Origin of the sequence: Enterococcus diestrammenae (genome assembly GCF_049384045.1) — a bacterium.
GTDB classification, from domain to species: Bacteria; Bacillota; Bacilli; order Lactobacillales; family Enterococcaceae; genus Enterococcus_C; species Enterococcus_C diestrammenae.
Genome location: NZ_JBMRGR010000007.1, coordinates 1 through 20,350, shown reverse-complemented (window position 1 = coordinate 20,350; position 20,350 = coordinate 1). Strand labels below are relative to the sequence as shown.

The window sequence follows — 20,350 nt, the reverse complement described above, 5'->3', positions numbered from 1 at the left end:
GTTACAAGCGCCTTTCAAAGTTGAAGGGCGCTTTTTTTGACCTTGTCCATGCAACGAATGAGTTTGATAAAGGAAATTGGACGATTAGGCTAGATAAATGATACTCTAAGCATAGAAAATCGTTTAAGGAAAGGTGTGAATCAAGCGATGAAGTTAACCGTTTTAGGCTGTCTGGGAGCTTATCCTTACCAAGGTGGGGGGACGACAGGGTTTTTGTTACAATCTGGTGATTATCATTTGTTGTTAGATTGTGGGAGTACCACCTTGGTGCGCTTAGAAGAAGTATGGGATCCTTTACGTTTGGATGGCGTGGTTTTGAGTCATTACCATCATGATCATATTGCTGATTTGGGAGTCTTGCAGTATTATTGGCAACTTCACCCTCAGCGAGATCCGAAAAAAATCCTACCTATTTATGGTCATACCTTGGATCAGGAGCATTTTGCTAGTCTGACGATGCCACAAGTCAGTGAGGGGCGTCCTTATTTTGAAACAAAACAGTTGGAACTGGGACCGTTTTCTGTTACATTTATGGAGACGATACATCCGGTAACTTGCTATGCAATGCGTTTTGTAGAAAATAGTACAGGTAAAATATTTGTATTCACTGGTGACTCGGGGTATTTGGCAAGTTTGACAGAATTTGCCAAAGATGCGGATCTGTTTTTGGCGGATACTTATCTATTTGCCGGTCAAGAGCGTCACAAAGCGCATTTAACCAGTCAAGAGGCTGGCGAAATTGCAAGAGCAGCGGGCGTGAAGCAACTAGTTTTGACCCATCTACCTCAATTCGGTGACCTGAACCAACTGCGGGAAGAAGCATTTCAAGCAGGGGGGGAAGAGGTGCCGGTGGCTTTGGCAGCAATCAAAAAGGTGTTTGAAATCTAGTGCGTTACGCCTGATCTGGCTGCGACAGGTTGCCGAATCAAAGCGCAACTGTCGTCACACATCAACGGTTAGGAGACGATTTCATGATTTTTGTACCAAACGAAAACAATGACCCCCGTATCAATTTGGCAATCGAACAATTTTTGTTACAAGAAATGCCAGTAGCTGAACCGATTTTATTGTTTTACATTAATGAACCTTCCATTATTATTGGGCGCAATCAAAACACCATTGAAGAAATCAATAAAGATTACGTGGAGGCTCACGGAATCCATGTGGTGCGACGACTTTCTGGTGGAGGTGCGGTGTATCACGATTTGGGAAATCTAAATTTTAGTTTTATCATGCCTGACGATGGGAATTCTTTTCGAGATTTTGAAAAGCTTACCAAACCCATTGTAGCTGCTTTACATGAGCTCGGGGTAGAAGGTGCACAGCTTAAAGGCCGGAATGATCTAGTTATCAATGATCAGAAATTCTCTGGCAATGCGATGTATGCCACCAATGGCCGGATGTTTGCCCATGGCACCATCATGTTTGACTCGGACATTGAAGAAGTAGTAAATGCTTTGAAAGTTAAACAGGAAAAAATTGCCTCAAAAGGCATCAAATCCATTCGTTCCCGAGTGACGAATATTAAGCCTTTCTTACCTGCTGATAAACAAGACATGACCACTCAAGACTTTCGTCAGGAGATTCTGCTAAAAGTATTTGGTGCTACTAGCCTTGATCAAGTGAAGACTTATGAGTTAACAGAGACGGATTGGCAAAAAATCCAACAGATTTCCGACGAGTACTATCGTAATTGGGACTGGAACTACGGCAAATCACCAGAATTTGCGATTGATAAACAACAGCGTTTTCCTATTGGCTCCATTGAAGTACGCCTAAATGTGGAACAAGGGTATATCACGGAAGCGAAGATTTATGGTGATTTCTTTGGTTTAGGGGAAATCCAAGACGTTGAAAATGCCTTAGTAGGGACCAAATATGCGAAGGAAGACTTGCGAGGGGTTATCGAGACCATCGATGTCAAAAAGTATTTCGGAAATATTGAAAAAGACGAGTTGTTAAACTTAATCTATTAATCAGCTAAGCGATGGCGGCAAAACCAAGCCTCTGTCGCTTTTTTTGCTTTTCCGGGTGAGTTGCGTCCTTGACTGATTTTCTGTTTTCAAAGGAGGGTCCTTTGAAAAGGTGGTATATGGTGAAAAAGTGAAGTGGCACTTAGACGTCGTATCTTACAAAATCGCCAAAATCCCTTCTCGTTGCACCAGGAGGGAAATCTCGATACAATGAAGAAAAAGCCCCATCCATGAAAGCGAGGGAGCAGGATGAATGACGAGCAATTTCAGTTGATTCAAGATTTGATTCAAGAAATGGAGAAGGTGGTCATTGGCAAACGACAAGTTCTTGAGATGACGCTTACTTCGATGTTAGCTGGTGGTCATGTGTTATTTGAAGATATTCCTGGTGTTGGTAAGACGATGTTAGTCAAGACGTTGGCAAAAACCATCCAAGGACGCTTTGCCCGCGTGCAGTTTACGCCAGATTTACAGCCTAGTGATATTTCCGGGGTGTCGATTTATAATGAACAATCTGGCGGGTTTGAATTTCGTCCCGGCCCGGTGTTCACCACGGTTTTATTAGCCGATGAAATCAATCGTACAGCCCCCCGGACCCAAGCCGCCTTGTTGGAAGCCATGTCTGAAGGGCATGTCACCATTGATAACCACACTTATGAATTGGACGAAAACTTCTTTGTCCTAGCCACGCAAAATCCGATTGAGTATGAAGGAACTTTCACGCTGCCTGAAGCCCAGTTGGATCGTTTTTTATTTCGCTTAGCTATCGGTTATCCTAGCCGGGAAGATGAATTGACGCTAATGAATGGGCAACAAGAAAAAGCGTTAGCAGAGGTCCAGCCGGTGATGACCACCCAACAGCTAACCGCCTTGAAGCTGCTGGTGGATGAAGTCTATGTGGATGATTTGGTTCTGCGGTATGCGTTAGCTCTGGTACGGGCAAGTCGCGAGTTTCCCGGTGTGGAATTGGGGATTAGTCCTCGTGGGGGCATCGCATTTTTGAAAGCTGCCCGGGCGTATGCCATGGTGCAAAACAGGAAATATGTAAAACCCGAAGATTTGCAAACCATCTTACCAGCAGTTTTTAGTCACCGCTTGATTTTACAAGGGGGACTGGTTTCTCAAAGGAAAATGACGGAGGTCCTGGAGGGAATTTTGCAACAAGTGGTGGTTCCCATCAGGAAAAAATCATGAATCGCTTGAAGCAAGGAGGGAAGTTTTTCCTTGTCTTATTGGGCTTTGCATTGCTAACTGCTTATGCTGTGATTTTTAACAATACTTCTGGTTGGCTGTTATGGCTCTTTTATGTGGGCTTTATTCTGCTAAATTTGGTGACGCTGGTCTTTCCCCTCCGGCAATTGCAATTGACGGTTCCTGAAACGTTTTGGACCCAAGCCGGCACAACCTTTTTGTTGCCAGTTACCGTCAAAAGCCGTGGCTGGTTTTGGGTGCCTGCTTTCAGTGTAAGCCTCCCCCAACATGCCCAACAGCCTATTTTTCGGAGCTTTTATCATGGGCAAAGGCTGACTTTGAACTTTCCGATTGAAGGATTGCAGCGCGGGATTTATCCGGATTTGTCAGTGCTAGTGACAGCGGGAGACTGGTTTGGTTTGTTCCAAAAAAGCCGCAAATATGTCTTACCCAGTGAATTGGTGGTTTTGCCGGCTGTCGATGAGTCGATGGCGCAGTTTGTCCCACGCCTGCGTAAAGAGCAGCAAATGACCTTGTTTGGTGAGCGAACAGCAGAGATTCGGAACCATCGGGAGTATCATCGAGGCGACTCCCTCAAACAGATTGACTGGAAATTAACCGCCAGAAGTCGGCAGTTGATGATCCGGGAGTATCAAGAAAAGCAAGAATCACCAGTTGTCTTCATTTTTTGGGGAGAAGCGGGGCCGTTTTTTGAAACGCAGCTAAGGGCTTATTTTAGCGTGCAACAACAGCTAGCTGGGCTGTTGGCTATTCAGCAGTATTTGGTGACGGCTGCTGGTGGTGAGTTTTTACAAGGAGACCGCGTGTTTGCTGCCGCCAAGGGGTTTGAGCAGAAGCCCGAGTTGTTTGCCTTTAAAAATAAAACCTTATTAGTATTTACCGGCTCGTCCCAACCCGATACCCAGTTGACCGCTCAAATCGCTGATTGGGAGCGGACCAATCAAGTGAAGCTCTATGATTTGGTCAGTCTTTCTCACAGTTTAAAAACAAGGACTGAGGTGACTGCTACACAAGAAAAAACTCCCGCAGAGGGGAGGGAGGAACGATGATCGCACGCATTCGTCAGAAAGGGTTTTATGGTTTGGCGGCTTTTGTGGCGCTAGCCGTGGTGATGAATCAGTTTTTGGCAGTTTATCGGTTTAATGATCGTGAAACAGCTATTTATCTTGTCGGTATCATTTGTTTTATCTTTGTCGCCCTCCCACGATTCTGGATGCGGGGACCTTTTGCTTTACTCGCTTTGTTAGTAGCGGGATACCAATACTACCCTTTAGGAAAAAGTTTTGGGCTTGATTGGTTGGTCGCTTTACAACGGCAACTGCGTCCTCTGGTTTTCGCAGTACAACAAGATGGCTTGGGACGCACCCCGTCGTTATTGGCCTTTAGTTTGATTTTTAGCGGGGTAGCTCTTTTAGCCCTTTTAATCATTAATTATGAGCATTTTTTAGTGAGCTACAGTGGTTTGTTATTGTATTTGGCGATGTTGGCGGTGTTTAATCACTTGGATTTGGTTTGGCAGCTGTTGCTAGTCTGTGGCTGTGGCTTGCTATCTTCTGGTTTGAAACAGCATCGCCAAAGAGGCGGGCAGGCCAATTTTAGCTACCTGTTGGCAGCTGCCATCCTCTTGGGAGTGTTAGGTTTTGCTGCTAATAAAGTACCAGATGCCCTGGTGCGAGACCGGCTGTCGGCCCAGACCGTTGCGGTACGAGATTATTTTAATGCTGCGGGTTTATATAGCTATATCGAAAGAGTAGGCGTGGGGGGCAATAGTCGGACCGGCTTTAGTGAAGATGATGAAGCGTTAGGAGGGGCCTTGCTAGATGATGAGACCGTATTGTTTGAGGCCCAACAGTTACGACCTCATTATTGGCGGGTGGATAGCAAGGATTTTTATACTGGCAAAGGCTGGCAGCGAACAACTGCAAGTGAAGGCCAAGTTATTATGGAGAGCCAGTTTACCTTGGATGCTGAAGCGGTAGGGGTTCCCTTTTTGGAGGTTCAGCATATTGATCTGACCTTTCATCAAGAAGAAAACTATCTGCCACTACCTTATGGGTACAATCAGGTGTATTTGGCTGCTGGCTTTGCTGGTTTTGTGTATGCGCCAGATCAGCGGCGGGTGGATTTATTAGCCCGAGGTGGTGGGGAACCAAGTGTGGAAATTGCCTCCTTAGAACCGATTTATGATGTTGCTAGTTTGCAAAAGGTTCCGTTGACCAATCCTTCGACAGATACGATTGATTATCTGCAGTTACCCGCTAATTTCCCTACGCGGATCCGAGAGTTAGCCGGGAGAGTCACTGCAGAAGCGACAACTTTGTACGACCAAGTGACTGCTGTGGAAAGCTATTTGAGTCAATCTGAAGCATTTCGTTATTCCAAAGTGGATGCCGTGGCACCGTTGCCGGATCAGGATTATGTGGATCAATTTTTATTTGAAACCAAAGTTGGTTACTGTGATAATTTCTCGACGGCGATGGTAACGATGCTCCGAAGCTTAGGGATTTCAGCACGTTGGGCAAAAGGGTTTAGTCAGGGGACAGCGATTCCAAGTTTTGATGAACGGAAAACCTATGAAATTAAAAATTTAAACGCCCATTCGTGGCCGGAAGTTTATTTTGAAGGCTTTGGCTGGGTGCCTTTTGAACCCACCCCTTCCTTTAGTAATCCTCAACGACCAGGCAATGCTGAGGCTGCTACTGAAGAATCAGTTGCCGCTGGTGTAGCTGACACTAGTACTGAGTCCAACAGTAGTGAAAGTCAGGCAACTTCAGAGACTACTAGTCAGAGTACTAGTGAAAGTGCTCTGACTAGTGACACAGCAGGAAAAGCCGATCCAAATGGAAAGAGTCGGATTGGCACATGGAAACTCTGGCAAGTGGCACTGCTGTTTGCCTTTGCGCTAGTGATCGTGGCAGGGGGCACTTGTCTCTGGTATTTTCAGATCAAGCTAGGTCTCTGGCTTAGGCTCCACTTGTATCGGCGCCCCTATGAACAGGGTTATCTCTTCTTATTGAAAGAGGCGGAAAAATGGCTGCCGCGACAATCCTCAGAAGACTTGACGAGCTATAGCGAAAAACTGGCAAAAGCCTATCCCGAGACTGCCGCCTTTAGTCAATTGACGAAAACCTACGAAGAGCACCTGTACCAAGGTCGCGAGCTGGGGGCGGCCAGTCGTGAGTTACTATGGCTAGTGGCGGATCAACTCACCGCCTTGAAAAAAACGCAGCGTTAATGCCCGTAAGCTTTGGAGCTGATGTTTGGAAAAGGTGAGTTGTTGGCGCCGTTGGAATCGATCTGACGCTAGCTAGACCATCAAATGGCAAAGGAAGACTAAGTTGCTGGTCTAGCTTTTAAAGGAAGACAAAGTAGGAAAGTGAATCAATCAATTAGCGACGAAACAGAGAGAGTTGCTGGAGGAGGATTCTCCGGAGGCGATTTTGCTCTGTTTTCGTGATGAAACGATCCGTCAAATCGTTGTTGGCTAACCCTTTCCTTAGGGATTTACAAATAAGTCGCCTTATGTCAAGATAGAAGGAAAATGATGTGAAAGCCGGTGAGTAAATGATTGTAGTCAGAACAGCAACGCCCCAAGATGCCGAGGCTTTAGTCGCTATTTATCAACCTTATGTGTTGGAAACAGCCATTACTTTTGAATATCATGTCCCGACGATTGCGGAGTTTTCACGACGAATTAGCCAGACGTTGGCGCGCTATCCCTTCCTTGTCGCTGAACGCGCTGGAGAAATAGTTGGCTATGCCTATGCCGGTGCATACAAAGGACGCAGTGCCTACGATTGGAGCTGTGAGGTGACGGTCTATGTCAAACAAGGGATTCAAGTGAAAGGTATCGGGAGTCGTTTGTATCAGGAATTGGAACGTTGCTTGGCCAAACAGCAAGTGGTCAATTTGACGGCGTGTATCACAGAAGGCAATCAAGGCAGCGTCGCCTTTCATGAAAAATTTGGCTACCAACAAGTGGCGCGCTTTCCCAAAATTGGTTACAAATTTGGCAAGTGGCACGATGTCCTATGGTTGCAAAAAGCACTCCAAATACCTGCGAATCCTCCCAAAGCCTTTCGTCCGTATCCCGATAGCTACCACGAATCAGTAAAAATGTAATCGAAGGCTTTTTAGTTTACATTTTTTCAGAAAGTGCTATGATAGCCATGTAAAAGATACCGCATGACCTGTTAGTCAAGGGGTTAAGACGCCACGTTCTCAGCGTGGAGGCACGGGTTCGAATCCCGTACAGGCTATTATTTTAAAAAGGTTGATAGGATAAGCGTTATAGCTTTCATCTATCAACCTTTTTTTGTTATCTAAAAATTGGAATTGGACAGAACGAAAATTTTGGTAGAACATTGTTTCTAGCTAATGGTTACAATAAAAAAGCCTTAGCTTAGTTTATTTCGTGTGCAATCGCTAGCTTGTAGGTAGATACTGCACTTATTGATAATTTAGCTAAACTACTTCTTTAGACAATAGATGTGCATCTTCTGTATGAAGAGATTCATCTAGAAAAATAGTTTCCGTATTATCTTCCATAACACGGGTTTGTTGATATTCTTCTGCAAACATAGTTTTGGTAAATTCTGCTGTGGGATCAATTTCTTCAACTAGTTTTTCTAAGTCATCGACAGAACTTCTAAAAAATTCTTTTCGATAGTTAACCTTATTGACTCGGTTATCGGAAAGACGCTTATGCAGTGTGTTTTCAAGATTGACGGCATCATCACTGAAGATTAAGGCATGAACATCAAATTTAAAAGGAACAGACGCACTTCCAAGTTCATCAATACGTTGTTGTGGTTCTAACCGACGTGTCATACCGATTTTAAAGACGTTTTCACCGAATGAACCTAGGTTAGAAATTACATAAACGTACCCAGCTTTACCTAGCGCCAGACTAGTCACTTCTTCTTTTTTTTCTGCTACTGAGTCAAGTTGTTGCTGCAATTCCTTTAAGTGCTCTTCCAATTGTGCGATTTTAGCTGTATCAGTTTCGCTAGCTAAAAGTTCTTTGTTCCTTTTCATTTCTGTTTGATACTTATATTCTTCTTTTTCAAGTTTTTTTCTCTCAGCTGCAAGAGCTTGTTGTTCTTCTCTTTCTTGTTTCATTTGTTCTCTGATAGCTTGTTGTTCTTCTTTTTCCTTCTGTCGTTTAATGTAGTATCGATATTCAATGTCGACCAATTCGATATACAATGGTTCAATTTCTGTTATAAAGCGAGTAATTGTAGGAAGTATTGAACGGTTACCTTCAGCCGCGATTGTTGTGTACTTGTTAAAAATCAAACTAACTTTTTCTTTTGCTTCGTTAAGCTTTTGGTAACCGAGTTGAAACAGGAGTAATTGCATCTCTGCTTGTAAACCTATTACCATTAATTGATATATTGCTTTATTTGCTTTGGTGTTATACCGGTCTTTATATTTTTCGAGGACATTATTGATTTCTTTTCTAGTCTCATTTGAGAGTTTGCGGAGATCTTTAGAATTATCTGAATGGAGAGGTAATTTAATGATAGTATCGATTAAACCATCTGTTTCTAAGTATTCAGATGCTTCAAATAGTTGATCTTCGAATGTATCATAATCAGACTGTGAACCAGTATTGAATCTTTTATGATACTTTTTAAGGCCGACAATCTCTGACTTAAACTTGCGTGCCTGTCTCAAGTATCGATTAATTTCTTTTGTTAAAGAATCTCGTTCTTCCGTAAGTGTGCTAATTTTATCTTCATTTTCAGAAATGAACAATCGTAAGTCAGCTACTTCAGCTTCTGCGTTAGTAACCAATAACGCAGCATCTTTTTTTCCTTGGTTAATGAGCGATTCCCTTTTTTCGACATTTTCAGCTTCTAGAATATCCCTGATATCCTTCATAGTAGCTTCTTTGTTTGATAGGGCTAGCTCGAGTTTGGAGTTGTTGGATTGCAGCTCGATACTCTTTGCAACCATTGAATCTAGCTTTGCTTGCTCTTGAAGAATTGTTTCACGTAACTTTGCCAATTCCTTTACTCGTTGAAAAAATCCCATATTATCCTCCTTGTTTTAACGTTAATTTTTTGTTGTATTCTAGAAAACATTTATTGACTTGGGATTCTAAAAAAAATTAGAAGTCATTAATGCGTACAAAAAATTGATAGATAATTGATAGATAAAAGATCCTAAATCAAGTAAATAGATTTCAATAAACGGCATTTTAAATTTTTATAGCTTTATTTTTTACTCCATGTAGGAGGTTAAACGAACAAAAATGTATAATATTTCGAAATTTTAAGTGTTTATCGTTTTGATTCTGTTCATGAAGCGAGCGAATTAGATATATTTTTGTGAGAGTGCTCATATTTTCATCTATAAATCTTATTTTTGATACATAAATTGTAGCACAAAATAGTTTAATAACGTGCTTAATGAGATATATATAGAAAGATAATCTGAGAGATATTCATGAAAGTTGCGGTAAGTCAGTATTTTTTATATAGTTTAATATTAAGATATCACTTTTTCGTAAATAAGCCGGTTTTTTTTAGCTTTTGTGAAAAAACGGTATAATAGATACAGCAAATAAGCTCGCAGTTGCCACGCTGAGAACGTGGCGGCAGAAGCGGTATTAGATGGCAACAGTGGTTTCTAGGGAGAAAGGAGCGTTTTATGAAACGCAGTGAACGGGTTTTTGCCTTTGTTCAATCAAAAGCCAACAATCGTAGCGCGCAAACTGAGGATAGCGGCGTAACAACGCAAGAGGTAGCGCAGGCGTTGGGAATTCAACGTCCCAATGCCAGCAAAGACCTCAATAGTTTGGTGCGGGCTGGCCGCATCCAAAAAAGTGATAGCCGGCCAGTGCGCTATTACGTCAGCGCTGATATCCAAGTAGCCCCAAAGCATACGGATTTCGGTAGCGAGGGGCTGGCTGCAAAAACTGTCAGCGGGAACGGTAACACTCGTGGAGATAGTCAAAGCAATGGCACGCCCTCAGCTAATCAGGGGGATAAGTATGTCGCTAGCTATATGGAATCACCAGACAGTCCCTTTCTCACGAAGCCGACAGCTGGCAGGCGCTATGGGGCGTTACCTGAGGAGCAGGATATTTTTGCACGTCTTATCGGGGTGAATGGCAGTATGCGTAATGCCGTCGAACAGGCCAAAGCCGCAATTTTGTATCCGCCAAAGGGTTTAAATTGTTTGATTACTGGTCCGACGGGTTCAGGGAAGACCTACTTTGCCCACGCCATGTTTCGCTTTGCAGTCAACAGTGGGGTCATCAGCGGGGATAAAGAGTTAATCGTCTTCAACTGTGCCGACTATGCCAATAATCCAGAGCTGTTAATGAGTCATTTGTTTGGTTATGCCAAGGGGGCTTTTACCGGTGCTGAGCAAGACAAATTAGGGATTATCGATCAAGCTGATGGTGGGATCCTCTTTCTGGATGAAATCCACCGCCTACCGCCAGAAGGACAAGAGATGGTCTTTTACTTCATGGATCATGGTACGTATAGCCGGTTAGGTGAAAGTGCCAAAAAGCACCAAGCCGACGTGCGAATTATCGGCGCGACAACGGAAGATCCAGGTTCCAGTTTGTTGGCGACTTTTGTCCGACGAATTCCCATCAATATTACCTTGCCGGCGTTTAATCAACGACCAGCCAGTGAACAATTGGAGCTGGTGAAGATGATGGTCGCGCAAGAAGCTGGCCGGATTCAGCGGCGAATTTCTGTGACGGAAGATGTGATTCGTGCCTTGATTGGCAGTGTCAGCTATGGCAATATCGGCCAGTTGAAATCCAATATTCAGTTGGTTTGTGCCCGTGGTTTTTTGAATCATATGCATCAAGCGGAAATCGCCATCACGATGGAGGACGTGCCTGAAGGAATTCGTTCAGGAATCGTTGCCCTTACCAAAGAACGGGAAAAAAATGCCGAGCTCTCGAAGATTTTGGAACCACGAATTTTAGTGGATCCCCATGAAAACTTATTGGATATTAAAACAGATGCTTATGAATTGCCTTATAACCTTTATGACATCATCGGGGATAAGGCAGCTTTGTTAGCCGCTGATGGCTTGGATCAAGAAGCGATTAACCAGTTTATTACCACTGATATCAATATCCATTTAAAATCTTTCTATAAAGATCATGGCTTCACCTTTAATGCCGAAAATAAATTGGCTGAGTTTGTTGAAGAAAAAATTATCGATACCACCAATCATATTTATGAAATGCTAAAAGATCGGCTAGGCTATGATTTGCAACAAAACTTCTTATACGCCATGAGCCTCCACATCAGTTCATTTTTGAAAAAATTAGCCAGTGGAGAAGAACGTCAAACCAATGATAATATCCGGCAAATGGTAGCGGCTTATCCCGAAGAGTTTCGGATTGCCCAGAGTATTCGCGAGTATTTGTCACAAGTTTTTCAAGTGCGCATTCCCGTGAGTGAAGATTATTATTTGGCAGTCTTGTTGATCTCTTTGGTGGCGAATCAAAAAGAGGGGAAAATCGGCGTAGTCGTAGCGGCTCACGGAGAAACTACGGCTAGCAGTATGGTGAAAGTGGTTACCCAACTTTTGGGAGTGGATCAAGTTCAAGGGGTAGACATGCCCTTAGATATGTCTCCTCAAATTGCTTTGGAGAAAATCAAACAAGCAGTGACGCAAGTTTCTGAGGGAAGTGGCGTCTTGTTATTAGTGGATATGGGCTCATTGGCGACCTTTGGCAAAACCATCACTCATGATACAGGGATTGAGGTGCGGACCGTTGATATGGTAACCACCGCCCTCGTGTTAGAAGCTGTTCGTAAAGCTAGTGTCTTGGGAAGTGACCTGGATTCGATCTATGATAGTTTGAAATCTTTCAATGGCTATGGCTCTGGCGAATTGACAGCTGCTGCTACCCCCCATAAACCACCGGCTTTGCTGGCGATTTGTGCATCAGGGGAGGGGACTGCAATTCGCATCAAAGAAATGATTCAACGGGCCTTGACCGACCAACAGCAGCAGGAATTGATGGTACTGACGCAATCAGTGGTGGATTTGAAACAACGCTTGCCTCAATTAAAGGAAAATTACCAAATCATCGCCTCCACCGGTATCGTGGATCCCAAGCTGGCGGCGCCGTTTATTCCCCTTGATCAGTTTATCGATGCCGATGTCGGGGACTTAATCAGTCGCTTATTGGCGGAAAATGGTAAGGCCCCAGAAGCGGTGAGCCCTGCTGTGACAAATGAGCAAATTCAGATTACCGCTATGAACTTTATTGAAGAAAACTTTACCTTTCTCAATGTCAAAAAACTGTTTCCGTTGATTTGGGGCTTTGTGGAAGAACTAGTCGCCGCCTGTGGTTTTGCGGGAGAAAATAGTCAGCCGCTAAAAATCAACCTAGCGATGCATACAGCAGGGATGATTGAACGGATGTTGGTAAAGGAACCCTTGAGTATCACCCTAGATCAAGAAGCGCAATTATTAGCGGAACCTTTTTATCAACGGTTGCACTTACACATGCAATCCTTTGAACGGCAATTACGTTTAAAAGTCCCTTTACAAGAAGAGTATTATGTGATGGAAATTCTTAAGCTCAAAGGTGTTGAGGCGGAGTCGCCGGCTTTAGATGCTATTGACCAGTTTGAATGACGAGATGAAGTGCCCGAATGAATGACATGATCATCAGCTAAAGGACTCTTAAAAGCAAGAAAAACACACTAAACGATACACTATGACACAGTGTATCGTTTAGTGTGTTTTTTCTTAACCTGGATTAAGGTTGATTTAACAACAGTGTATCTTTTAAAAGTTGGCACGTATTTTGCTTATTAATTAAGTGAGACAGTAGCTAGGTCTTGTAGTTGGTATTGCTGAGACCAATACCTGGGTGCATTGGATAGGGGGGATCGCCATTAGTGTGGATATACGTTTGGCTCGGATTGACGATCGTTTAATCCATGGACAAGTGGCTACCGCTTGGTCCAAACAAACCGGTGTCAACCGGATCATCGTCGTCAGTGACGAGGTTGCCAATGACCCACTTCGGAATTTTCTTCTCAGAGAAGCTGCGCCACCTGGGATCAAAGTCAATGTCATCGATACGCAAAAAATGATTCGCCTGTTTTTTTCTGGCTTACTGGCAGGGGAACGTTTGATGCTGTTGTTTACCAAACCACAAGACGTCTTGCGGTTGGTGGAAGCAGGGGTGACACTGACTGTCGTCAATATTGGTGGAATGCGCTATCTTACGGGAAAAAAGATGATCACCAATTTTATTTCGGTGGACGAAGAAGACATTCGCTGTTTCAGACTTCTTGCCCAGCATCAGGTCGCTTTGGAAGTACGGAAAGTACCCGGTGATCGCAAACTCGATTTGCTGGAGTTGTTGGCCAAGGAGGAAGCCAAATCGTCGTTACAATAGTCATCTGTTTTAAGCCCTTATTCTTTTCGACGACTGTTGTTAATGAAATTGTGTCACCTTTTAAATAGATTACATCTGTTTAAAAGCCCCGAGATGTCGTGGCAAGTCAGCCCTGCATCTCAGTCAAAAAATGAAATAGGAGGTAGACAAATGGTAGGAATTATCCTAGCGAGTCACGGCGAGTTTGCTGAAGGTATTTTGCAATCAGGATCGATGATTTTTGGTGAGCAAGAAAACGTCAAGGCAGTTACCTTGATGCCTTCAGAAGGTCCCGATGACATCAAAGCTAAAATGGAAGCGGCAATTGCCACTTTCGATGACCAGCAGGAAGTTTTGTTCTTGGTGGATCTATGGGGTGGGACACCTTTCAACCAAGCAAACAGCTTGTTTGAAGCCCACAAAGAGACTTGGGCAATCGTTGCCGGCATGAATTTGCCAATGGTGATTGAAGCCTATGCCTCTCGTTTCTCCATGAACAAAGCCCAAGAAATTGCCGCTCATATTTTGGAAACGGCAAAAGAAGGGGTACGTATCAAACCAGAAGAGCTGGAACCCGCTGAAACAGCACCACAAGCAGCTGCGGCACCAGTAGTCCAAGGCGCTATTCCGCCAGGGACCGTTTTAGGGGATGGCCATATCAAATATGTGTTGACCCGGATTGACTCTCGTTTGCTTCACGGCCAAGTAGCGACAGCATGGACCAAATCAGTACTCCCTTCACGGATTATCGTCGTCTCCGATGCGGTAGCCAAAGACGATCTGCGTAAGAAACTGATCGAACAGGCTGCTCCTCCAGGGGTCAAAGCCAATGTCGTGCCAGTGGACAAAATGATTGAAGTTGCCAAAGACCCACGCTTTGGGGATACGAAAGCCTTGTTGCTTTTTGAAAACCCACAAGATGTGGTGCGGGCAATGGATGGTGGCGTCGACATTAAAGAAGTCAACGTCGGTTCGATGGCTCACTCTGTCGGCAAAGTGGTTGTAAGTAAAGTATTGTCTATGGGAGATGAGGATGTCAAAGCCTTTGAAACCATGAAAGAACGCGGTGTGACTTTCGATGTTCGGAAAGTGCCAAACGATTCCAAAGACAATATGGATGAAATCCTGAAAAAAGCTAAAGCTGAGTTAGCAGCAAATAAATAGTCAAATAGGAGGGAAAGATATCATGAGCGATTTAAACATTATTCAAATGATATTGGTGGTTCTAGTAGCCTTTCTAGCTGGTATGGAAGGGATTTTGGATGAATTCCAATTCCACCAACCACTAGTAGCTTGTACATTAATCGGATTGGTAACTGGTAATTTAACTGCCGGTATCATGCTAGGTGGCTCTTTGCAAATGATCGCCTTAGGTTGGGCGAACATCGGGGCAGCCGTGGCACCAGATGCTGCCTTAGCATCCGTTGCTTCTGCAATTATTTTAGTTTTAGGTGGGCAAGGAGAAGCGGGGATTCCTTCCGCGATTGCCGTAGCCGTACCGTTGGCTGTTGCCGGTTTGGCTTTGACCATGGTGGTTCGGACGTTAGCCGTGCCAATCGTTCACATTATGGATAGTGCCGCTGAAGAAGGGGATTACCATAAAATTGAATTGTGGCATATTATTGCCATCTTGATGCAAGGGATTCGGATCGCCTTGCCAGCTGCGTTGCTTTTGTTTATCCCTGCTGAAACTGTCCAAAGCTTCCTGCAAGCCATGCCTGCATGGTTGACTGATGGGATGGCTATCGGTGGTGGGATGGTAGTAGCCGTGGGTTATGCCATGGTTATCAACATGATGGCTACCAAAGAAGTTTGGCCTTTCTTTGCGATTGGTTTCGCTTTGGCGGCTATTTCCCAATTGACTTTGATTGCCTTAGGTGTGATCGCTGTTTCCTTAGCCTTCATTTACTTGAACCTGTCTAAATCTGGTGGTTCTGGTTCTGGTGGCTCTAGCAGCAATACTGGTGACCCATTAGGCGACATTTTGAACGACTATTAATCTTGAAGGAGGAGAAAGACAATGGCAGAAAAGATTACTTTATCGAAAAAAGATCGTATGTCCGTAGCGTGGCGCTCTACCTTCATTCAAGGTTCCTGGAACTATGAACGGATGCAAAATGGTGGTTGGTGTTATGCCATCATTCCTGCGATCAAAAAATTGTATAAAACCAAAGAAGACCGTGCCGCAGCTTTGAAACGTCACTTGGAATTCTTTAATACCCACCCATATATCGCTTCACCAATCATGGGGGTTACCTTGGCGCTGGAAGAAGAACGGGCCAATGGTGCACCAGTTGATGATGTAGCTATCCAAGGGGTAAAAGTCGGTATGATGGGTCCTTTGGCCGGTGTTGGTGATCCGGTATTCTGGTTTACGGTCCGTCCGATGTTAGGGGCTTTAGGAGCTTCCTTAGCACTCACAGGTAGTATCTTGGGACCAATCATTTTCTTCGTCGCTTGGAACATTATTCGTTGGGCATTCATGTGGTACACACAAGAATTTGGCTACAAAGCAGGTTCTAAAATCACTGATGATTTGTCTGGTGGTTTGTTGCAAGACGTTACAAAAGGTGCCTCTATTTTGGGGATGTTTGTCCTGGGAGCACTCGTGGAACGCTGGGTAAATGTGAAATTCGTTCCTGTCGTTTCAGAAGTTAAACTGTCTGATGGTGCTTATATCGACTGGAAATCTTTACCAGCCGGGACAGAAGGTATTCGCAAAGCCATTTCTGACTTTGCTAGTGGCTTGTCCTTGACGGATGTGCAAACGAAAACCTTACAAGACAACTTGGATTCCTTGATTCCAGGTTTGGCAGCAGTCTTGTTGACCTTCTTGTGCATGTGGTTGTTGAAGAAAAAAGTGTCACCAATCATCATCATCTTAGGGTTATTCGTGGTTGGGGTTGTCTTCCACGTAATCGGCTTGATGTAAACGTAAAAGCAAGGGGACCGAAGTTTCGGTCTCCTTTTACATAGGTGTGCTTGGCCTGTCGATTGGTGAAAGCCGCTGAATAGGGTATACTTAAAAAGAACTATCGATTTTTGAGCAAGTTTGAGAGGTGGGATAGCGATGGTACAATCGTTAAATACGAAAGTCGATCTAACAATTGCAGCAACCTCATTTATGGGGCTGAATGAATATGGCAAACTGATGGTGGGAGACAACGCCTTTGAGTTTTATAATGACCGGGACCAACGAAAATATATTCAAATCCCTTGGGAAGAAGTCGATTATGTCGTGGCTTCAGTGATGTTTAAAGGCAAATGGATTCCCCGCTATGCCATCCAAACGAAGAAAAATGGAACCTTTAGTTTTTCTTCTAAAGAGCCTAAAAAAGTTTTGCGGGCTATCAGAGAATACGTACCAGAAGAACGGATAGTGCGTTCCTTGAGTTTCTTTGATGTCTTGAAACGAGCATTTACTCGGAAGAAAGCTACGAAGTGAACAACTTTTGTAAATGACCAGAAAACGCTGAGGATTCTTGGCGTTTTTCTTTTGGACATGGGGCCGTAATCGTTTCTATTTTTCTGAAAGGGCAAGCTGTGCTATGCTAGAAATTAAATAAGCGATGGGCAAGTTTGTCCATCAGAGTTAAAGGAGGAAAACGCATGCTTTGGACTTTGATTGTGGGGGCTTTGATTGGCGCCATTGCCGGCATGATTACCGGGGAACGGCGGGGGTGTTTGTTTAATATCGTGGCGGGATTGATTGGCTCTTATATCGGAGAACGTTTGTTTTCTGATTGGGGACCTCAGTTGGCAGGAATGTCAATCGTGCCAGCGGTGATTGGCGCGGTGATTTTTGTTGCGGTGGTGAGTTTGTTTTTTGGCCGGAGTAATTCCTAGTAAAAGCGCCTTTTATTCAAGGATAGATTTGTTATAATAGAACAGAAATCAGTAGAAAGAAGGAATCAGGTCATGATGTTACGCGTGGAAAAATTACGAGAATTAATGAAAAAAGAACAAGTGGATGGCTTTTTGGTTACCAGTCCCTACAATTTGCGGTACTTGACAAACTTCACCGGCACGACTGGCTTGGCGGTCATCACTATGAGTAAAGCATTTTTTGTCACTGACTTCCGCTATACCGAACAAGCGGCAGCCCAAGCGCAAGGCTTTGAAATCGTCAAAAACGTTGGACCGATTTTTGATGAAGTCGCCAAAATCTGTAACCAAGAAGAAGTTAATGCGTTAGCTTTTGAAGAAACCCAAGTCAGTTTTGCCGACTATTCTATCTTGGAAGATTTGCTGGAAGAGACGCCACTTATTCCGATTTCTGGTATGATTGAAAGCTTGCGGGAAGTCAAAGATGATCAAGAAGTGGCGATCATTGAAAAAGCCTGTGCTATCGCGGATCAAGGTTTTGACCATGTCTTGAAATTCATCAAACCGGGGATGACAGAAATCGAAGTTGCCAATCAGCTGGATTTCTTCATGCGGTCTTTAGGTGCGACGAGTGTCTCCTTTGATACCATCGTCGCTTCTGGCCTTCGTTCGGCGATGCCCCACGGCGTAGCTTCTGAAAAAGTCATCGAACAAGGGGATCTGATTACTCTAGACTTTGGTTGCTACTACCAAGGCTATGTTTCTGATATGACTCGGACTTTTGCTCTTGGCGATCCTGGAGCAAAATTAAAAGAAATCTATCAAATCGTTCTAGAAGCCCAATTGAAAGTCTTAGATGCAGCTAAACCGGGAATGACAGGGATTCAGTTGGACGCGGTGGCGCGCGACCATATCAGCCAAGCGGGCTATGGTGAAGCCTTTGGTCATTCCACTGGCCACGGGATTGGCTTAGAAATTCATGAAGGACCAAACGTTTCTTTCCGAGCAGACAAAGCCTTTGTTGTCGGGAATGTCATCACTGACGAACCGGGGATTTACCTGCCTGGTATCGGTGGGGTGCGGATTGAAGATGATTTGTTAATCACCGCTGAAGGCAATAAAGTCTTGACCCACTCACCAAAAGAATTGATCATCTTATAAGCAAACATCTGGGGAGCCCCTCACATAGGAGGGGCTCTCTGGCTTTTGCCAGAGGCGTAGGCAATGGTTTTGTATAGCCTAACTGCCCAAAGAATGATAAACTAAGAAAGAAGAATAACTAGTTTGCTTAGTTATCGTGATGACTAAAGTTAAAGGAGGATGGCCATGATCTCAGTAAATGATTTCAAAACAGGCTTGACCATCGAAGTTGATGGAGATATCTGGCGGGTCGTTGATTTCCAACACGTCAAACCCGGGAAAGGGGCCGCTTTTGTCCGTTCCAAATTGAAAAACTTGCGAACTGGCGGCGTCCAAGAAAAAACCTTCCGGGCAGGTGAAAAAGTCGGGAAAGCACAAATTGACAACCGCAAGATGCAGTATTTGTACGAAAGTGCTGGCAGCCATGTCTTTATGGATTTGTCTAACTACGAACAAATCGAAATCCCTGAAGAACAAATCAAAGAAGAACTGAAATACATGTTGGAAAACATGGAAGTCAATATCATCATGTACGGCTCTGAAATCCTAGGGGTGGACTTACCAAATACGGTGACGTTGACTGTTGAAGCAACCGATCCTAACATCAAAGGGGATACGTCTTCTGGTGGTTCCAAACCAGCGACGATGGAAACGGGCTTGACTGTCAATGTACCGTTTTTCGTCAACCAAGGAGACAAACTGATTATCAACACCGCGGACGGGACTTACGTTTCCCGCGCATAGAAATGGAGGCAGTTGTTGTGGCAGATGAAAAAAATCTGGTTTTAAACAGCAATCAAGAATTAGGAGAAATCGTCATTGCACCGGAAGTTATTGAAGTAATCATCGGGATAGCAGCTTCCAAAGTGGATGGCGTTTATGAGATGCAAGGGACTTTTGCTAACAATGTCACAGAATTGCTTGGCCGTTCTGCTCATGGCAAAGGCGTCTATCTCACCATCGATGAAGAAGGCATCAAAGTTGATTTGTATTGCTATATCAAATATGGCATGTCTGTGCCCAAAATTGCTATGGCTATCCAAGATCGGGTAAAACAACAAGTTCTGTTTATGACTGATGTGGAATTGGCAGAAGTCAATATTCATGTGGTAGCAGTCGTTCCAGAAAAAGTAACCCCACCTGATTTGGAAGAATTATTCGGAAGCGAAGAGGAAGAAAATGAGTAGTCAAGAAATTTCCCGTCACATCATTCGGCAGATGGCTCTGCAAGCTTTGTTCCCATTGGATTTCAATGCGGACTTATCCAAACAAGATGCCATCTATCATGCCATCGAACTAGAGCACCAAGACATGTTAGATGAAGAACAAGAAAACTTTGTCCCTGCTTACTTGGATCGCCTAGTAGCAGGAGTTTGTGCCCATAAAGCTGAATTGGATGACACGATTCAAAAACATTTGAAAAAAGGGTGGACCTTAGCTCGGTTGCCTAAAATGGATCTTACCATTTTACGAATCGCCATCTATGAAATGGTTTATGAAGCGGACGTGCCTAATAAAGTCGCTTTAAATGAAGCCATTGAGTTGGCGAAAACCTTTAGCGATGACCAATCACGTAAGTTCGTCAACGGCTTGTTGTCGACGATTAATGGCGAGCTTGAAGAGAAAGCCAAAGCCTAATAGGAAAGAAAGCTAGCAGTCAATGGAGGATTCCTCCTTTTGATTGCTAGCTTTTTTGGAACGCGTTTTAATTATCGGATGCCAAATGTTTTTGTCATTTAAAAAGTAAGCGGGAAATAATCCAACGCATCGACAAATAGCCCTAGTCTCACTAAAATTTAGTGAGATTAGAGCTATTTTG

Annotated in this window: 18 protein-coding genes and 1 tRNA gene; 18 read left to right on the top strand and 1 reads right to left on the bottom strand. The window is 43.9% G+C overall.

Going from position 1 to position 20,350, the window contains the following annotated elements; genetic code table 11:
* Positions 1–147 precede the first annotated feature (147 nt).
* The 7 genes from ACO03U_RS06370 to ACO03U_RS06340 all read left to right on the top strand — a co-directional run bounded on the left by ACO03U_RS06370 (position 148) and on the right by ACO03U_RS06340 (position 7,444).
* Entirely contained in the window at positions 148–888 is a 741-nt protein-coding gene (locus tag ACO03U_RS06370) for an MBL fold metallo-hydrolase (RefSeq protein WP_204686857.1), read from the top strand.
* A gap of 83 nt (positions 889–971) precedes the next feature.
* Positions 972–1,976: a lipoate--protein ligase gene (lplA, locus tag ACO03U_RS06365; protein WP_204686858.1), complete on the top strand. Its 1,005-nt coding sequence runs from the start codon at positions 972–974 to the stop codon at positions 1,974–1,976.
* A gap of 246 nt (positions 1,977–2,222) precedes the next feature.
* Complete coding sequence (locus ACO03U_RS06360) at positions 2,223–3,167, top strand: AAA family ATPase (protein WP_204686859.1); 945 nt, start codon at positions 2,223–2,225, stop codon at positions 3,165–3,167.
* Positions 3,164–4,234: a DUF58 domain-containing protein gene (locus ACO03U_RS06355; RefSeq protein WP_204686860.1), complete on the top strand. Its 1,071-nt coding sequence runs from the start codon at positions 3,164–3,166 to the stop codon at positions 4,232–4,234. The genes ACO03U_RS06360 and ACO03U_RS06355 overlap by 4 nt, the downstream gene beginning before the upstream one ends.
* Positions 4,231–6,420 (top strand): transglutaminase-like domain-containing protein, encoded by a 2,190-nt coding sequence (locus ACO03U_RS06350; RefSeq protein WP_204686861.1) that lies wholly within the window; start codon positions 4,231–4,233, stop codon positions 6,418–6,420. The genes ACO03U_RS06355 and ACO03U_RS06350 overlap by 4 nt, the downstream gene beginning before the upstream one ends.
* Positions 6,421–6,752: 332 nt before the next feature.
* Positions 6,753–7,307: a GNAT family N-acetyltransferase gene (locus ACO03U_RS06345; RefSeq protein ID WP_423104475.1), complete on the top strand. Its 555-nt coding sequence runs from the start codon at positions 6,753–6,755 to the stop codon at positions 7,305–7,307.
* A 65-nt stretch (positions 7,308–7,372) separates the two neighbouring features.
* A tRNA-Glu gene (locus tag ACO03U_RS06340) sits at positions 7,373–7,444 on the top strand.
* A 205-nt stretch (positions 7,445–7,649) separates the two neighbouring features.
* Here the strand turns inward: ACO03U_RS06340 and ACO03U_RS06335 are convergent.
* Entirely contained in the window at positions 7,650–9,224 is a 1,575-nt protein-coding gene (locus ACO03U_RS06335; RefSeq protein WP_204686863.1) for a GIY-YIG nuclease family protein, read from the bottom strand.
* A 618-nt stretch (positions 9,225–9,842) separates the two neighbouring features.
* Here ACO03U_RS06335 and ACO03U_RS06330 point away from each other — a divergent pair.
* The 11 genes from ACO03U_RS06330 to nusB all read left to right on the top strand — a co-directional run bounded on the left by ACO03U_RS06330 (position 9,843) and on the right by nusB (position 20,169).
* On the top strand, positions 9,843–12,815 hold the full coding sequence (locus ACO03U_RS06330; protein ID WP_204686864.1) for a sigma-54-dependent transcriptional regulator: 2,973 nt from the start codon (positions 9,843–9,845) through the stop codon (positions 12,813–12,815).
* A gap of 268 nt (positions 12,816–13,083) precedes the next feature.
* Positions 13,084–13,587: a mannose/fructose/sorbose PTS transporter subunit IIB gene (locus tag ACO03U_RS06325; protein ID WP_204686865.1), complete on the top strand. Its 504-nt coding sequence runs from the start codon at positions 13,084–13,086 to the stop codon at positions 13,585–13,587.
* A gap of 150 nt (positions 13,588–13,737) precedes the next feature.
* The gene (locus ACO03U_RS06320; RefSeq protein WP_161868293.1) at positions 13,738–14,730 is read left to right on the top strand and encodes a mannose/fructose/sorbose PTS transporter subunit IIA; all 993 of its coding nucleotides are present in this window, start codon (positions 13,738–13,740) and stop codon (positions 14,728–14,730) included.
* 22 nt (positions 14,731–14,752) lie between these two features.
* Entirely contained in the window at positions 14,753–15,565 is an 813-nt protein-coding gene (locus ACO03U_RS06315; RefSeq protein WP_161868294.1) for a PTS mannose/fructose/sorbose transporter subunit IIC, read from the top strand.
* A 21-nt stretch (positions 15,566–15,586) separates the two neighbouring features.
* Complete coding sequence (locus tag ACO03U_RS06310; protein WP_161868295.1) at positions 15,587–16,498, top strand: PTS system mannose/fructose/sorbose family transporter subunit IID; 912 nt, start codon at positions 15,587–15,589, stop codon at positions 16,496–16,498.
* 138 nt (positions 16,499–16,636) lie between these two features.
* Positions 16,637–17,011 (top strand): DUF956 family protein, encoded by a 375-nt coding sequence (locus tag ACO03U_RS06305; protein ID WP_204686866.1) that lies wholly within the window; start codon positions 16,637–16,639, stop codon positions 17,009–17,011.
* A gap of 164 nt (positions 17,012–17,175) precedes the next feature.
* Positions 17,176–17,412, top strand: coding sequence for a GlsB/YeaQ/YmgE family stress response membrane protein (locus ACO03U_RS06300; protein ID WP_161868297.1), 237 nt, complete (start codon positions 17,176–17,178; stop codon positions 17,410–17,412).
* A gap of 72 nt (positions 17,413–17,484) precedes the next feature.
* On the top strand, positions 17,485–18,552 hold the full coding sequence (locus tag ACO03U_RS06295) for a M24 family metallopeptidase (RefSeq protein ID WP_202625785.1): 1,068 nt from the start codon (positions 17,485–17,487) through the stop codon (positions 18,550–18,552).
* 165 nt (positions 18,553–18,717) lie between these two features.
* Positions 18,718–19,275: an elongation factor P gene (gene efp / locus ACO03U_RS06290; RefSeq protein ID WP_204686867.1), complete on the top strand. Its 558-nt coding sequence runs from the start codon at positions 18,718–18,720 to the stop codon at positions 19,273–19,275.
* Positions 19,276–19,292: 17 nt separating this feature from the next.
* Complete coding sequence (locus tag ACO03U_RS06285) at positions 19,293–19,718, top strand: Asp23/Gls24 family envelope stress response protein (protein WP_161868299.1); 426 nt, start codon at positions 19,293–19,295, stop codon at positions 19,716–19,718.
* Positions 19,711–20,169: a transcription antitermination factor NusB gene (nusB, locus tag ACO03U_RS06280; RefSeq protein WP_161868300.1), complete on the top strand. Its 459-nt coding sequence runs from the start codon at positions 19,711–19,713 to the stop codon at positions 20,167–20,169. The genes ACO03U_RS06285 and nusB overlap by 8 nt, the downstream gene beginning before the upstream one ends.
* The last annotated feature ends 181 nt before the right edge of the window (positions 20,170–20,350 follow it).